This window comes from Brevibacillus thermoruber 423 (assembly GCF_000454065.1).
Taxonomy (GTDB): domain Bacteria; phylum Bacillota; class Bacilli; order Brevibacillales; family Brevibacillaceae; genus Brevibacillus; species Brevibacillus thermoruber.
Window position 1 is genome coordinate 224018 of record NZ_KE695652.1, and the last position, 15494, is coordinate 239511.

Genomic DNA, 15494 nt, shown 5'->3' on the forward strand with positions numbered 1-15494 from the left:
CGGAGAAGCTTTTCTTTTTAGCCGCCCCCCTGCACGGCGGGGCGGCCATCATCCGTCGTGTTGGAGGGAGAGGGCATGGACACGAAACGACGCGTCAACTGGCGGATCCTGCTTCTGGCGCTCTGCACCATCTTGCTGTTTTCCGGCCTGACGGTGCGCCTCTGGTGGCTTCAGACCGTGGAAGCGGCAAAGCTTTTGGACTACGCCAAAATCCAATGGGACGACATGGAAAAAACGCTGAAGCCCAAGCGGGGAGAGATTCTCGACCGCAACGGCGAGAAGCTGGCCTTCGAAGGCAAGGCGTACACGGTAAACGCCAGGCTGAAGCCGCAGGACGAGAAGGACCAGGATTACGTCAAAGACCCGTACTACACAGCCTCCAGACTGGCGCCCATTCTGAACGCGCCGGTGGACAAACTGCTCAAATACCTGACGAACCCCACCGCCAAAGTGGTGGAACTGGGCCGCTGGGGCAACAAGATTACGGAAGAACAGCGCAGCCGCATTCTCGCCCTGCAGTACCCGACGCTGCCGAACGGGCAAAAGGTGGATGAGAACCAGCTTCCCGGCATCACGCTGATCGAAACCACCCGCCGCTATTACCCCAACGACAGCTTTGCCACCCACGTCCTCGGCTATCTGGACTTTGAAGGCACGCCGCGCATGGGCATCGAGCTGCAGTTGGACAAGGAACTGCGCGGCGAAAAGGGCGAGATGCAGGTGCTGACGGACAGGCTGGGATATCAGCTCCCGGACGGGGAGCGCAAGTACAAACCGGCCAAGGACGGCCTCAACGTCTACCTGACGATCGACCGGACGATCCAGGGCTACGTGGAGCAGGCGCTGGACAAGGCGGAACAGGAGTTCAAGCCGAAGGGCATGACGGTGGTCGTGAGCGATCCCAACACGGGCGAAATCCTGGCCATGGGCAACCGGCCGCAGTTCAACCCCAACGAGTATTACAAGGGGATTCCCAACTACACCAACCACGCCGTCACGAGCATGTTTGAACCGGGCTCCACGTTCAAGATCATCACGCTGGCGGCCGCCATCGAAGAGGGACTGTTCAACCCGAATGAAACCTACCAGTCGGGTACATACAGGAAAATTCCCGGTCCGCCGATCCGCGACCACAACAACGGGGCCGGCTGGGGCACGATCACCTTCCTCAAAGGCGTGCAGCGCTCCAGCAACGTCGCCTTTGTCATCCTGGGGTACGACCGGCTGAAGCAGGACCGTCTGAAAAAGTACTTCAAGGACTTCGGGATGGGCCAGCTTACCGGCATCGAGCTGCCAAACGAAAAGGCCGGCAACCTGAACAACCTGGAAAATCCGCGTTCGCCCCGCGACGTCGCGGTTACCACCTTTGGCCAGGGGGTGACTGTGACGGCCATCCAGCAGGTGATGGCGGTGGGAGCGATCGCCAACGGCGGCGAGCTTTTGAAGCCGCACATCGTCAAGGAACTGCGCGATCCCAACACCGGCGCAGTGGTCAAGCGCAACGAGCGGGAAGTGGTCCGCCGGGTGGTGACGGAATCGACCGCCAAGCAGGTGCGCGACATTCTGGAGACGGTCGTCACAGCCGATGAGGGTACGGGGAAAGCGTACAAGATCGAAGGCTATCACGTCGCCGGAAAGACCGGTACGGCGCAGAAGTACAACCCGGACAACGGTCAGGTCATGGAAGGCCACTACATCGTCTCCTTCATCGGCTTTGCGCCCAAGGACAATCCGCGCCTGCTCGTCTACGTCGTGGTGGACGACCCGCAGGTGGGCGAGTCGTATCGGACGTGGGGCGCCAAGGTGGTGGCGCCGATCTTTACATCCGTCATGGGGCGCAGCCTGCAGTATCTGCAGCTAAAGCCCGACCTGCAGCAGGTGCAGCAGGCGTCGGACAAGACGACCGCGGCGGCCGCTTCCCTGACGCCGGTACAGCCCGTCAAGGAGCTGACAGTGCCCAAGCTGGTCGGCATGTCCACGACGGCCGCACAGCTTCGGGCCCAGCAGGACCAGTTGGACGTGAACGTGGTCGGAACCGGCACGAAGATCGTCAGCCAGTTCCCGGCTGCTTATGAAAAAGTGCCCACCGGCACCCGCGTGATCCTCGTGACGGATCGGGTCAAAGGGGCGAAAATGCCGGACTTTACCGGCAGGTCGCTGCGTGACGTGATGGAGTTCGCCTCGCTCTTGAACATCCAGGTCACGCAGGTCGGGACCGGTTTTGTCACCCAGCAGAGCATCAAGCCCGGCACCGTGCTCAACGGAGGCGAAAAGCTGCAGGTAACGCTGCAGCCCGCTTCCCAACTGCCGCAGACGCCCGCCGCGACCGGAGCGCCGACAGGAGGCGCCCCGCCCGGCGGGGCATCGGGAGCCGCGTCAACCGCGCCGGTTTCGGCGGCAGAGGAGGGTACAGCCGGCTCGGCAGGTCAGGCGCCGCCGGGCGGACAGCCGGATGCCGGCGCCGTCCCGGCAGGCGGGACAACCCCGGCGCCGTAAGTTCTAACCCGTCCCCCCCGCGAATAGGGTAGGAAAGAGACAACCTACGCCGTGAGGGGGGACTCGCTTTGCGGGTATCCAATGTAACTGTGCGCCGCCGCATTTTTGTCGCCTTGGTGATCGGCATCGTCCTGTACACCGCGCTGATCACCCGTCTCGGATACGTGCAACTGGTGCAGGGGCCTTGGCTGCAGGACAAGGCGTTGAAGCTGTGGAACCGCAACATTCCGTTCGAAGCCAAGCGGGGACGCATTCTCGACCGCAACGGCGACGAACTGGTCACCAACATCAGCGTTCCCACGGTCATGGCCATCCCGGTCCAACTGGAAGATGCGCGCGAGACGGCGCGGAAGCTGGCGGTCATTTTGGGCCAGGACGAAGAAAAGGTCTACAAGGACATTACGAAACGAGAGATGATTAACCGCGTGCCGGGAGGACGGAAAATCTCCACGGAGAAAGCCAAGCAGATTCAGGAGCTGAACCTGCCCGGCATCGAGGTGGTGGAAGATACCCAGCGCTTCTATCCGCACGGCACGATGGCCGCCCATCTGCTCGGTTTTACCGGGATCGACAACCAGGGACTGACCGGTCTGGAACGCTTGTACGACGAGTATCTCAAAGGCCAGCCCGGCTACGTATCGTACCTGGCCGACGCGCGGGGAAAGTCGATGCCCGGCGGGGAGGAGCAGTATGTCGCCCCGGTCGACGGGATGGACATGTACCTGACCATCGACAGCACGATTCAGTCGTTTATCGAGCGGGAGCTGGATCAGGCGATGGTCGCCTATCAGCCTGACGACGTGCTGGCGATCGCCATGAATCCAAAGACGGGCGAGATTCTCGGCATGGGCAGCCGCCCCACCTTTCAGCCCGACCGTTACAAAGACTATCCGTCCGAGGTGTACAACCGCAACCTGCCGATCTGGAAGACGTATGAGCCCGGATCAACGTTCAAGATCGTGACCCTGGCTGCCGCGCTGAACGAAGGCGTGGTCAGCCTGAACGAAGGGTTCTACGATCCTGGCTATATCGTCGTCGCCGGAAAGCGGCTGCGCTGCTGGAAACGGCAGGGGCACGGCCAGGAAACCATGCTGGAAGTGGTGGAAAACTCCTGCAACCCGGGGTTTGTGACGATGGGGCAGCGGCTGCAAAAGGAGCGGCTGTTTGACTACATCAAAAAGTTTGGCTTTGGGCAAAAGACGGGCATCGATCTGATCGGGGAGGAAAACGGCCTGCTGTTCCACATGAACCGGGTGGGGCCGGTGGAATTGGGCACCACTTCGTTCGGCCAGGGCGTGTCTGTCACGCCGATCCAGCAGATGGCCGCCGTGGCTGCGGCGATCAACGGCGGCAAGCTGATGAAGCCGTATGTGGCCAAAGAGTGGCGGGACAGCGTGACCCATGACGTGGTGGGCAGGACGCTTCCCACCGAGGTGCGCCAGGTGATCACGCCTGAGACATCCGCCAAGGTTCGCTACGCGCTGGAGAGCGTCGTGGCGCGCGGAACGGGGAACAAGGCGTACATCGAGGGCTACCGCGTCGGCGGCAAGACCGGTACGGCGCAGAAGGTAAAAAACGGCAGGTACGTTAACGGGGAGTACATCGTCTCCTTTATCGGCTTCGCGCCGGCGGACGACCCCCAGATTCTGGTCTATTTCGCCGTCGACAACCCCAAGGCGCTCGCCTTCGGGGGGCTGATCGCCGCGCCAAGCGTCAAAAGCATTATCGAATCGTCGCTGCAGCATATGGGCGTGCCGAAACGGAAGAACGGCATCGCGCGGGAGTACAATCCCGCCCTCGGCCAGACGCGTTACGTGGAAGTGCCCAACATGGTAGGACTTTCGATGCAGGAAGTAGTCACCACCTACGACACGCTGCCGCTGGTCGTCTCCGGCAAGGGAACCCACGTGATCAGCCAGTCGCCTGCCCCGGGAGTAAAAATCGAGGAAGGCTCAAAAATTCGTATCCATCTGGGTGACAAATCGGCCGATTAGCTATACAATGAGATTTCGGAAGCGGGGTGGGGAGGCTTCACGGGAGCCTCACCCGCCGCGTTTTGTAGAAATCGCAAGGCTTTTGTCTATAATAGGGAGAGAATGGGGTGCCTGTTTTATGCTGTTACGGGATCTGCTTGCTCCTCTGTTGCCGGTGCGGGTAACGGGAGACGACAGCTTGGAGATTACAGGATTGACGGCAGACTCACGCAAAGTACAGCCCGGCTGCTTGTTTGTCTGTCTGACAGGCTTCACTGTGGATGGTCATGCCTTCGCGGCGCAGGCGGTGGAAAACGGAGCCGTCGCCGTGCTCGCGGAACAGGATGTGGACGTGCCAGCGACCGTTGTCCGGGTACCGGATACCCGCCGGGCAATGGCTATGCTGGCTGACCGTTTTTACGGGTCGCCTACGCGGGAGCTGAAGCTGATCGGGGTGACCGGAACCAACGGCAAGACGACCACCACCCATCTGATTGACAAGATCCTGCGCGACCAGAACAAGCGCACGGGGCTGATCGGCACCATTCACATGCGGATCGGCGATGTCACCGAAGAGGTGAAAAACACCACGCCGGACGCGCTGGACCTGCAGCACGCTTTTCGCCGCATGCGCGATGTCGACACGGAATACGCGATCATCGAGGTGTCCTCCCACGCCCTGGAGCAGGGGCGCGTACGCGGCTGCGACGTACATACCGCAGTCTTTACCAACCTGACGCAGGATCACCTGGATTTTCACAAGACGATGGAGAACTACCGCTACGCCAAGTCGCTCCTGTTCTCCCAACTGGGCAACAGCTACGATCCCGACCGGTTGAAGACGGCCGTCCTGAACGCCGACGACGAGGCGTCGAAGCTGTATGCCAGGGTTACACCCGCCCGGGTGATCACGTACGGCATCGACAATCCGGCCGACGTGCGGGCCGCCGAGATCGAGATCACCAGCCGCGGCACGTCGTTTACCGCCCACACCTTCGCCGGTTCCATCCGGCTCAATCTGAAGCTGGTGGGCAAATTCAACGTCTACAACGCGTTGGCCGCCATCGCCGTCACTCTGGCCGAAGGCGTGCCGCTCGACGAGATCAAGGCGAGCCTGGAGGCGGTGCCGGGCGTAAACGGGCGGTTTGAACCCGTCGACGCGGGCCAGCCGTTTGCCGTGCTGGTTGACTACTCGCACACGCCGGACAGCCTGGAAAACGCGCTTGCGACCGTCAAGGAGTTCGCCAAGGGGCGAATTTTCTGCGTGGTCGGCTGCGGCGGAGACCGCGACAGGACCAAGCGCCCAATTATGGCGCGGATTGCAACAAAATACGCCGACCTGACCGTCTTAACGTCAGATAACCCGCGCTCCGAGGATCCGCAGGCGATCATTGACGAGATGCTGGCGGGCCTCACCGAAGTGGCCAAGGAGCGATACGTCTCCATGGTGGACAGAAGGGAAGCGATCCGCTACGCCGTGGCGCAGGCCAAGCAGGACGACGTCATCCTGATCGCCGGAAAGGGACATGAAACATACCAAATCATCAAAGGACAGGTGCTGCCGTTTGACGACCGTGAAGTGGCCCGGGAGGCCATCGCCGAACGGCGGAACGAATAGAGGCACGCGTCCGTGAATAGCATCAGAGAAAGGAGGGTCGGGCATGTTCGCTGACAATGTACTACTCGTCACGATCGTCGCCGCGTTTCTCATTGCCGTACTGATCGGTCCGCTGTTCATCCCCGTGCTGCGCCGCCTGAAATTCGGGCAGGCGATCCGGGAGGAAGGGCCGCAATCCCACCAAAAAAAGGCAGGGACTCCCACCATGGGTGGGACGATTATCCTGATGGCACTTATTTTTACCGTGCTGAAGTTCGCCAACATCACTACGGAAATCCTGTTTTTGATGCTGGTGACACTTGGATACGGATTGATCGGATTTTTGGATGACTACATCAAAATCATCCGGAAGCGGAATCTCGGGCTGACCGCCAAGCAGAAATTTACCGGCCAAGTCCTCCTGGCCGTCGGCGCGTATTACCTCCTGGTGCAGATGGGACACGATACGACGCTGCATCTGCCGGGGACGCCGTGGAAGCTGGAGCTCGGCCTCTTTTACTTCCCGTTTCTGCTGTTTCTCTTGGTAGGCACGACCAATGCCGTCAACCTCACCGACGGACTGGACGGCCTGCTCGCCGGGACGGGCGCGATCGCCTTCGGGGCGTACGCCATCATCGCCTGGATCAGCCAGGATTTTGACACGGCCATCTTCAGCGCGGCCGTCGTCGGGGCCGTTCTCGGCTTTCTCGTCTTCAACGCGCATCCCGCCCGCGTCTTCATGGGGGACACGGGGTCGCTGGCGCTCGGCGGCGCCTTGGCGGGAATCGCGATCATGACCAAGACGGAGCTGCTGTTGGCCGTCATCGGCGGCGTGTTTGTCGTGGAGACGCTCTCCGTCATTCTGCAAGTCGTCTCCTTTAAAACGAGAGGGAAGCGCATTTTCCGGATGAGTCCGCTTCATCACCACTTTGAACTGACCGGGTGGTCGGAGTGGCGCGTTGTCGTCACCTTCTGGCTGGTGGGCATCATCTTTGCCGGACTGGGCGTGTACCTAGAGGTGGTGGCAATGCGATGAAACGTTATCACAATCAGCACATTGTCGTGTTGGGCATGGCAAAAAGCGGTGTGGCGGTGGCAAAACTGCTGCACCGCTTTGGCGCGCATGTTGTCGTCAACGACAAAAAGCCGCGCGAGGAAGCGGCCGGAGCCGACGAACTGGAAGCGCTCGGCATTCCGGTCATCTGCGGGCATCACCCCGATGACCTGATTCACGAAGGCGTGGCGCTGGTGGTGAAAAACCCGGGCATCCCCTACGAAGCGCCGCCGGTGGCCAAGGCGCTGGCGCTCGGCATCCCGGTGGTGACGGAGGTGGAGCTGGCCTACCTCATCTCGCAGGCGCCGATCATCGGCATCACCGGTTCCAACGGCAAGACCACCACGACCACGCTGATCGGGCTGATCCTCAAGGAAGCGGGCATCGACTCCCTGGTGGGGGGCAACATCGGCACGGTGCTGTGCTCGCTCGCCGAAACGGCCCGGCCCGACCAGCTCCTGGTGGCGGAGCTGAGCAGCTTTCAACTGATGGGGACGCAGGCGTTCAAGCCGCATATCGGCGTGCTTCTGAACCTGTATCCGGCCCACCTCGACTACCATCACACGATGGACGAGTACCTGGCCGCCAAGCTGAAGCTGTTTGCCAACCAGACGGCGGACGACATCGCCATCCTGCCGTACGACCAGCCGGACGTGCTGGCCAAATGCGGGGAGATCAAGGCGGCCACCTACTACTTCAGCAAGCGGCAGCCGGTGCCGCAGGGCGTATATGTGGACGGCGAGGACATCGTCTTCGTCGGGCCGGAGGGGGAGCGGGACGTGATCATGGCCGCGGCCGACCTGTCCGTTGCCCATCTGGACAACGCCCTGGCAGCCGCGCTGGTGACCAGGCTGGCAGGAGCGGACAAGCAGTCCATCGCCAAGGTGCTCTCCACCTTTCCGGGCGTGGAGCACCGCATGGAGTACGTGGCGACGATTCGCGGCGTCAAATACTACAACGACTCCAAGGCGACCAACCCGGAAGCGGCTTCGCGGGCGCTGCAGGCCATGGACGAACCGATCGTCTGGATCTGCGGCGGGCTGGACCGGGGCGTGGATTTTCGCGAGCTGGTGCCGGTCATCGGACCGCGGGTGAAAGCGGTGGTCGCGCTCGGGCAGACCGCCCCGATTTTGCTGGAGCGGGCAAAAGAAGCAGGAATTACCAGGCTCATCCATGTCGATACTGTGGAAAAAGCCGTTCTTGCCGCCAGCGGCGAGGCCGCGCCGGGCGACGCGGTGCTGCTCAGTCCGGCGTGCGCAAGCTGGGACATGTTCCCTTCGTTCGAAGTGCGGGGGAGCATGTTTAAGGACGCTGTGCATAGACTTAGAACAAGCCTAGCATAACGTCCGTCCCATACAGCAGGATTGCTGCCATCAGCGAAGGACGGCGCGAGAAAGGATGACCTGTCACAATGAGCAAGTCACGCTCCGCTCCCGACTTCGTGATTATTTTTGCAACACTTTTTTTATTGGGAATAGGCATCGTGATGGTGTACAGCGCCAGCGCGATCGTGGCGCAGAAGTTCAACGACCCGTTTTTCTTTGCCAAGCGGCAGTTGATTTTTGCCCTCCTGGGGATCACCTCCATGTACCTGACGATGAACCTGGACTACTGGATCTGGAAGCGGTGGGCCAAAATCGGGTTTTACGCCAGCATCGGCCTCTTGATCCTGGTGCTTGTCATCGGCATCGAGGTGAACGGCTCCAAAAGCTGGCTGGGCATCGGCGCCTTCGGGATTCAGCCGGGCGAATTCGCCAAGCTGGGCGTCGTCGCCTTTTTGGCCCGCTGGCTCTCCGACAATCAGAAGCAGATCGTGCAGTTTCGCAAAGGGCTGGTTCCCGCGCTGGCGATTCCGGCCGTCTGTTTCGGCCTGATCATGCTGCAGCCCGACCTCGGGACGGGTACCGTGCTGATGGGAACCGCGCTGGTGATGATTTTCGCCGCCGGGGCAAAGATCAGCCACTTCGCCGGTCTGGGCGTGCTCGGTCTGGCCGGGTTTGTCGGCCTGGTCCTGTCCGCGCCGTACCGGATCAAGCGGATTACCTCGTTTCTCGACCCCTGGCAGGACCCGCTGAACACCGGTTACCAGATCATCCAGTCCCTGTACGCCATCGGTCCCGGCGGACTGTTTGGCCTGGGGCTGGGGCAGAGCCGGCAGAAGCACTTCTACCTGCCGGAGCCGTACAACGACTTTATTTTCTCGGTGATCGCCGAGGAGCTTGGCTTTGTCGGCGGATCACTGGTGCTCCTGTTGTTCCTGTTGCTGTTGTGGCGGGGCATGCGCACGGCAATTACGGCGCCGGATCTGTTCGGCAGCCTGCTGGCGCTGGGCATCATCGGGATGATCGCGATCCAGGTGGTCATCAACGTCGGCGTGGTGACCGGCATGTTTCCGGTTACCGGGATCACCCTGCCGTTTTTAAGCTACGGCGGCTCGTCGCTGACGCTGATGCTGACCGGGGTCGGCGTGCTGTTAAACATTTCGCGTTTTTCCAGATAGAATAGAAGGTGATCGTATGCGTGTCGTCCTCACAGGCGGAGGCACAGGTGGACATATTTACCCGGCGCTTGCGGTGGCGAAAGAAGTTTCCCGCCAGGAACCGCAGGCGGCCTTTTTGTATATCGGCAGCAAGCACGGCTTGGAAGCCCAGATCGTGCCGCGGGCCGGGATTCCGTTTGAAGCGGTGGAAATCGCCGGCTTGAAGCGGAAGCTCACCCTGGACAACGTGAAGACGCTGTGGAAGTTTTTCCGCGCCGTCTCCGCGTCGAAACGGATGCTGCGGAGCTTCCGGCCGGACGTGGTCGTCGGCACCGGGGGCTACGTCTGCGGTCCCGTGGTCTACGCGGCGGCCCGGCTGGGGATTCCCACCATCATCCACGAGCAAAACGTGGTACCCGGCCTGACCAACAAATTTCTGGCCCGTTTCGTCGACAAGGTGGCCGTCTCGTTTGCCGAGTCCCTGTCGTTGTTTCCCCGGGCGAAAAGCGTGCTGACCGGCAATCCCCGGGCGACGGAAGTGATGCACGGAGACGAGCGGGCGGGCCGTTCGTTTTTGGGCGTCGGCGGGGACAAGCGTATCGTCCTCATGTTTGGCGGCAGCCGCGGGGCGAAAGCGATCAACGAAGCGGTGCTGGCCATCGTGCCGGAACTGGAGCAATTTGATGATACCCACTTTGTCTACGTGACCGGCGAGGTTCACTACGAGGCGATTTCCGCCGCCTTGCGGGAAAAGGGAAACCTGCCGCGCAACATTTCCCTCCTGCCGTTCGTCCACAATATGCCGGATGTTCTGGCGGCCACGCATGTGCTGGTCAGCCGGGCAGGCGCATCCACGCTGGCGGAAATCACCGCCTTGGGCATCCCCGCCATCCTGATCCCGTCCCCGTACGTGACCAACAACCATCAGGAGAAAAACGCGCGCGGACTGGAGAAGGCCGGGGCGGCCGAAGTGATCCTGGAGCGGGAGCTGACAGGCGAGCGGCTGCGCCAGTCGCTGACCGGCCTGCTGGACGACCGGGAGCGCTGGACGTCCATGCGGGACGCCTCGCTCAAGCTGGGCATGCCGCAGGCGGCGACGGAAATCTATCGGCTGATGAAAAGCCTGTGAGGCGAAAACTGACGTCTGGGCGATTGTCACGCCGTTATGGGCGATCGCATAGGATGAAGCAAACACGTGATAAGACATAGGTCCGACCTAGCATGTGTATCAGGAGGTTCACAGATGAAACAAATCGCAGATGAGTTGAGGCTAGCAGGTATTGGAAAAGTGTGGACCAATGAACCTCTCGCCAACCATACGACGTGGCGGATCGGGGGTCCTGCTGACTTGTTAATCCAGCCCAAGGATAAAGCATCCTTGCTGACAGCCTTGCAAATCATCCATCGTCACGAAATTCCTTGGAGTGTTATCGGGCGCGGCTCCAACCTTCTGGTGAGGGACGGAGGGATTCGCGGAGCCGTGCTCAAGGTGGCTGAGGGCTTGAGTCACTGCGAGTTCAGGGGCGAAGAGGTGTGTGTGGGTGCCGGATATTCCATGATCCGCCTGGCGGTGGAGGCAGGCAAGATGGGGTTAACAGGTATGGAGTTTGCGGGAGGCATTCCTGGTACAGTAGGCGGGGCCGTCTACATGAATGCGGGGGCGCACGGATCAGATCTTTCACGTATTCTACTAGAAGCCGAGATACTCTTCGAAAATGGCGAGGTAAGGGTGTTGAGCAATGAAGAGCTGAGCTTCAGCTATCGTACGTCTCTCTTGCAAAAGCGCAAGGGGATCGTGCTCGAGGCGCGCTTCCGGCTGCGCGAGGGCGACCGCAAGGAGATTGCGGCCACGCTGGCTTCGTACAAGGATCGCCGCCGGCAGACGCAGCCCCTGCAGATGCCGTGTGCCGGCAGCGTGTTCCGCAATCCGCCGGGGGATCACGCCGGACGGCTGATTGAGGCGGCCGGGTTAAAAGGCTTTCAGATCGGAGGAGCTCAGGTCTCTGAGATACACGCCAACTTTATCGTCAATCGCGGAGGGGCCACGGCTGCCGACGTCCTCACCCTGATGGATCACATCAGATGTACGATCAAAGAAAAATTCGGCGTCGAGATGCATCCGGAAGTGTTGGTGGTGGGCGAGGGGTAACACGGAGGTGAAAGTTTGGAGACTTTTACGATCGAAGGCGGAAGACCTCTGTCCGGCTCGCTTCGGATCCAAGGAGCAAAGAACGCTGCCCTTCCCATCCTTGCCGCATCCGTTTTGACGGAAGGGCAATTTTATATCTACGACGTTCCCCACCTCAAGGACATCGAGGTGATGCTGCAGATCCTGACGGCCCTGGGGGCCAAGGCGAAGCATGCGGACGGATGTGTTGATCTGGATACGACGTCTGTTTCCGTACCGCACGTGCCAGATGAACTGATGGGCCAAATGCGTTCTTCCATTTTTCTGGCGGGGCCGCTCCTCGCTCGCCTGGGCGAGGTAACCATATCCAGACCGGGCGGATGCGATATCGGGGAGCGCCGGATCGATCTGCACCTGGCGGGACTGACCGCACTGGGCGCGAAAATCGAAGAAGCGGAAGGCTTCATCACGTTTCGGGCACAGCAGCTGCGCGGGGCCAACATCTTTCTGTCCTTTCCCAGTGTGGGAGCGACGGAAAACATCATGATGGCGGCAGTGCTCGCCAAGGGGACGACCCGCATCTGCAACGCGGCGCGTGAGCCGGAGATTGTAGACCTGCAAAATTTCCTGAACGCCATGGGAGCGCGGATCCGCGGCGCCGGCACCGATACGATCGAGATCAGCGGCGTTCCGCGACTGCGTTCGGTCAGCTACCGGATCATTCCGGACCGGATCGTGACGGGCACCTTTCTGCTGGCGGCCGGCGTCGCCCAGGGACATATCGAGCTGACCAACACCATTCCCGAACATCTCACCGCCCTGATCGAGGTAGCCCGTAGCTGTGGTGTTGAAATCAAGACCTACCATGATATAATGGAAGTCAAGAGTACGACTCGTCCTCGCGCCTACGAACGGATCATCACCTCGCCCTTCCCGGGGTTTCCGACGGATTTGCAGGCGCAATTGATGGTGTTTTTGGCGCAGGCCAGGGGAACGAGCGTCATCAAGGAAACCATTTTTGAGGGAAGGTTCAAACATGTAAACGAATTGGCGCGAATGGGCGCCTCCGTATACGTCGACCTGGGGTCCGCGATCATTCGCGGCGTCAACAAGCTGACGGGAACGAGCGTGGAAGCAACCGATTTACGGGCAGGCGCTGCGCTTGTGCTCGCCGGGTTGGCCGCGGAAGGCACCACCACGGTTGCGCAGATTCATCACATCGACCGCGGGTACGAACGGCTGGAGCTGCAGCTTCGCCAGCTCGGCGCCGAAATCACCCGCACGTCGACATAGCTCAGGTAAGGTTGCAGAGTGACAAGCGGCATAAGGCTATGCCGCTTTCCCTGTTTTGTATGGTGTCAGATATTCCATGACCATCCATTTTTTGTGTAGAAACCGTGTGTACGAAGACGCCGCGCATTCGGTGTTTCGGGGTTGCACGCGCGACAGTTTGTTTAGTGAGGAAGGGTAGGCTCATGGCGGTATACGAAGAACGCATTCCGCATGTCAAGGAACAGCGCCCCAGGCGCAGAGGCAATCGCAAGCTGGTGTTTCTGCTCGGCCTGTTCTTTCTGATCGTTCTCATCATCGTGTTTATTCGCTCTCCATACAGCAAGGTTCAGCAGATTCAGGTGTACGGCAACGATATCTACCCTGCCGAGCAAATTGTGAAAAACTCCGGCCTGGTCATCGGGATGCAGTTTCTCAACGTGTGGGAATCCGATGTGCGGACAAGCCTGAAGCCGCTGGAAGGCATCAAGGAGGTGTCCGTCGAGCGTTCCTTTCCCGGCGTGATCCGCCTGCACGTGCAGGAGTACCGGCGCGTCGCGTTCTGGAACGGACAGGACGGCAGCCGCTACCCGCTGCTGGAGAACGGGCGGGTGCTCAGACAGGTCAATTTTGCCAAACGCGTGGTGGACAGGCCGCTGGTCAGTTCCTGGTCGGCACCGGAACTGCTCCCGCAGCTTGCGAAGGCGCTGGCCAAGATGTCGCCGGGCGTGCTCGGCGAGATCTCCGACATCGCGCTGACGCCCACGGTGTACGACAAGCAGCGCGTGACGCTGTACATGCGCGACGGCAACGAGGTGCGAAGCGTGCTGTACAAACTGGACACCATGCTCAACTGGTATCCGACGATCGCCAAGGAACTGCCGCAGGGCGTCAAGGGAGTGCTCTCCCTGTTTGAGCAGCCGTGGTTCGTGCCGTACGGAACTCCGGATGCGCCGATCCCGCTGCAGTCCGGTGAAGCACAGCCTCCACAGTCTTAGTATCGTGTAAAAGGGGAAGCAGCCAATGGGTCGCCACAAGTTTCAGTTGTATTTAACCATCGTCACGTTCTGCACCGGCTTTCTCGTCGCCACTTCGATCGAAACGACCAAGCTGCTGCGGACGGAACGTTTGAACGACCTGCAGTTTCAGCAGGAGACACAGCTCAACGAGCGCATCCTGGCAGAAAAGGAGCAGAACCGCCAGCTCGAGGACCAGCTCTTGGACCTGCAGCGTCAGGTGGGCAAGGTGGAGGAGGCGATGGCTCAGCGCAAGTCGGAAGCGGCGGAGATTCTCAGCCAGTTGGAAGCGGCGCGGATGATGGCGGGTGTCGTGCCGGTCGAGGGACCGGGCGTCGTCGTGACGATGCAGGACAGTCAAAATGCGGCGAACAGCGCCGACGTGACCAACTACATCGTCCACGAGCAGGATGTGCGCCTGGTGGTCAACGAACTGCGGGCCGCCGGAGCGGAAGCGATCAGCATCAACGGTCAGCGGCTGGTCAGCAACTCGTCCATCCGCTGTGTCGGCCCCACGATCATCGTCAACGGCATCAAGTCGGCCGCCCCGTTCGTCATTACGGCCATCGGCGATCCGAACACGCTGGAAAGCGCCCTCAATCTGCCGGGCGGCGTCCTGCAGACGCTGCGGGATTTCGTGCAGATCGAGGTGGCGAAAAAGGACAAGGTAACCCTGCCTGCCTTTGTCGGTGACGCCAAAACCAAACACTCCTAGCGAAGGAAGCGTTTCCCATGTCGCAAAAAAGCCGTAAAATCACGTTTATTCTTGCCTTTATTAGTGCTATCATAGGTGTTATGTTGACGGTACAGCTTCGCAGCAACCTGCATCCGGTGCACAAGGAGTCCCGCAGCATCGCAGAACTGCGCACGACGCTGCAGAAAGAGTTAGAAAGACACAAGAATCTGCTGGCCGATATTTCCAAATACAACCAACTCTACTATCAGTACGAGACGGCTCTCAACGAAGACGAGAGCATCTCGGTCATGAAGGAAGAGTTGGCGCGCAACCGCCGCATGGCGGGCATGGTCAGCGTGGAGGGAGAAGGGATTGTGCTGCGGATCGTGGAAGCCCAGCAGCCGCCGGCCGATCCGGCGGTGGACGGGTCCCCCCACGAACCGGCTGCAGGCGGCTATACGGTCGACGACGAGGATTTGCGCTGGCTGGTCAACATCCTCTTTGCCAACGGCGCGCAAGCGGTTTCCATCAACGGACACCGCCTGATCGCCACAACGTCCATCCGCTTGGTCGGCGACGCCATCCAGGTCGACACGAAGACGATTCAGCCGCCGTATGAACTGAAGGCGCTGGGGGAGCCGGATGTGCTCCTGTCCGCCTTGAAGCTGGAGGGCGTGGAGGAGAATTTCAAGCTCGCCAACAAGACCATTGTGGCCGAGAAGCGGGACAAGCTCATCATTCCCGCCAATCGTGAGCCGCACGTCATCCAATACATGAAACCTGTCAAAGAAAAAGGAGATTCGTAA

General features: G+C 60.5%; 12 protein-coding genes. All 12 read left to right on the plus strand.

Going from position 1 to position 15494, the window contains the following annotated elements:
* Positions 1–75 precede the first annotated feature (75 nt).
* The 12 genes from M516_RS0115640 (at position 76) to M516_RS0115695 (ending at position 15494) form a co-directional block, all read left to right on the plus strand.
* Positions 76–2496: a penicillin-binding protein gene (locus tag M516_RS0115640; RefSeq protein ID WP_029099946.1), complete on the plus strand. Its 2421-nt coding sequence runs from the start codon at positions 76–78 to the stop codon at positions 2494–2496.
* Between the two features lie 68 nt (positions 2497–2564).
* Positions 2565–4490 carry a stage V sporulation protein D gene (locus M516_RS0115645; RefSeq protein WP_029099947.1) on the plus strand — a complete coding sequence of 642 codons (1926 nt, stop codon included), beginning with the start codon at positions 2565–2567 and terminating at the stop codon, positions 4488–4490.
* Positions 4491–4608: 118 nt separating this feature from the next.
* Positions 4609–6087 carry a UDP-N-acetylmuramoyl-L-alanyl-D-glutamate--2,6-diaminopimelate ligase gene (locus M516_RS0115650; protein WP_029099948.1) on the plus strand — a complete coding sequence of 493 codons (1479 nt, stop codon included), beginning with the start codon at positions 4609–4611 and terminating at the stop codon, positions 6085–6087.
* Between the two features lie 43 nt (positions 6088–6130).
* Complete coding sequence (mraY, locus tag M516_RS0115655) at positions 6131–7102, plus strand: phospho-N-acetylmuramoyl-pentapeptide-transferase (protein WP_029099949.1); 972 nt, start codon at positions 6131–6133, stop codon at positions 7100–7102.
* A complete protein-coding gene (gene murD / locus M516_RS0115660; protein ID WP_029099950.1) occupies positions 7099–8463 on the plus strand; it encodes a UDP-N-acetylmuramoyl-L-alanine--D-glutamate ligase in 1365 nt (454 codons plus the stop codon). The genes mraY and murD overlap by 4 nt, the downstream gene beginning before the upstream one ends.
* Positions 8464–8531: 68 nt before the next feature.
* On the plus strand, positions 8532–9620 hold the full coding sequence (gene spoVE / locus M516_RS0115665) for a stage V sporulation protein E (protein ID WP_029099951.1): 1089 nt from the start codon (positions 8532–8534) through the stop codon (positions 9618–9620).
* A gap of 16 nt (positions 9621–9636) precedes the next feature.
* Positions 9637–10728 (plus strand): undecaprenyldiphospho-muramoylpentapeptide beta-N-acetylglucosaminyltransferase, encoded by a 1092-nt coding sequence (gene murG / locus M516_RS0115670; protein WP_029099952.1) that lies wholly within the window; start codon positions 9637–9639, stop codon positions 10726–10728.
* A gap of 114 nt (positions 10729–10842) precedes the next feature.
* Positions 10843–11748 carry a UDP-N-acetylmuramate dehydrogenase gene (murB, locus tag M516_RS0115675; protein WP_029099953.1) on the plus strand — a complete coding sequence of 302 codons (906 nt, stop codon included), beginning with the start codon at positions 10843–10845 and terminating at the stop codon, positions 11746–11748.
* Positions 11749–11763: 15 nt separating this feature from the next.
* Complete coding sequence (gene murA / locus M516_RS0115680; protein WP_029099954.1) at positions 11764–13020, plus strand: UDP-N-acetylglucosamine 1-carboxyvinyltransferase; 1257 nt, start codon at positions 11764–11766, stop codon at positions 13018–13020.
* A gap of 182 nt (positions 13021–13202) precedes the next feature.
* The gene (locus tag M516_RS0115685; RefSeq protein ID WP_029099955.1) at positions 13203–13994 is read left to right on the plus strand and encodes a cell division protein FtsQ/DivIB; all 792 of its coding nucleotides are present in this window, start codon (positions 13203–13205) and stop codon (positions 13992–13994) included.
* 25 nt (positions 13995–14019) lie between these two features.
* Entirely contained in the window at positions 14020–14727 is a 708-nt protein-coding gene (locus M516_RS0115690) for a DUF881 domain-containing protein (RefSeq protein ID WP_029099956.1), read from the plus strand.
* 17 nt (positions 14728–14744) lie between these two features.
* Positions 14745–15494: a DUF881 domain-containing protein gene (locus tag M516_RS0115695; protein WP_029099957.1), complete on the plus strand. Its 750-nt coding sequence runs from the start codon at positions 14745–14747 to the stop codon at positions 15492–15494.

Coding starts and splice junctions, on each gene's coding strand:
- M516_RS0115640 (WP_029099946.1), top strand. CDS start 76: ATGGACACGAAACGACGCGTCAACTGGCGGATCCTGCTTCTGGCGCTC.
- M516_RS0115650 (WP_029099948.1), top strand. CDS start 4,609: ATGCTGTTACGGGATCTGCTTGCTCCTCTGTTGCCGGTGCGGGTAACG.
- mraY (WP_029099949.1), top strand. CDS start 6,131: ATGTTCGCTGACAATGTACTACTCGTCACGATCGTCGCCGCGTTTCTC.
- murD (WP_029099950.1), top strand. CDS start 7,099: ATGAAACGTTATCACAATCAGCACATTGTCGTGTTGGGCATGGCAAAA.
- spoVE (WP_029099951.1), top strand. CDS start 8,532: ATGAGCAAGTCACGCTCCGCTCCCGACTTCGTGATTATTTTTGCAACA.
- murG (WP_029099952.1), top strand. CDS start 9,637: ATGCGTGTCGTCCTCACAGGCGGAGGCACAGGTGGACATATTTACCCG.
- murB (WP_029099953.1), top strand. CDS start 10,843: ATGAAACAAATCGCAGATGAGTTGAGGCTAGCAGGTATTGGAAAAGTG.
- M516_RS0115685 (WP_029099955.1), top strand. CDS start 13,203: ATGGCGGTATACGAAGAACGCATTCCGCATGTCAAGGAACAGCGCCCC.
- M516_RS0115690 (WP_029099956.1), top strand. CDS start 14,020: ATGGGTCGCCACAAGTTTCAGTTGTATTTAACCATCGTCACGTTCTGC.
- M516_RS0115695 (WP_029099957.1), top strand. CDS start 14,745: ATGTCGCAAAAAAGCCGTAAAATCACGTTTATTCTTGCCTTTATTAGT.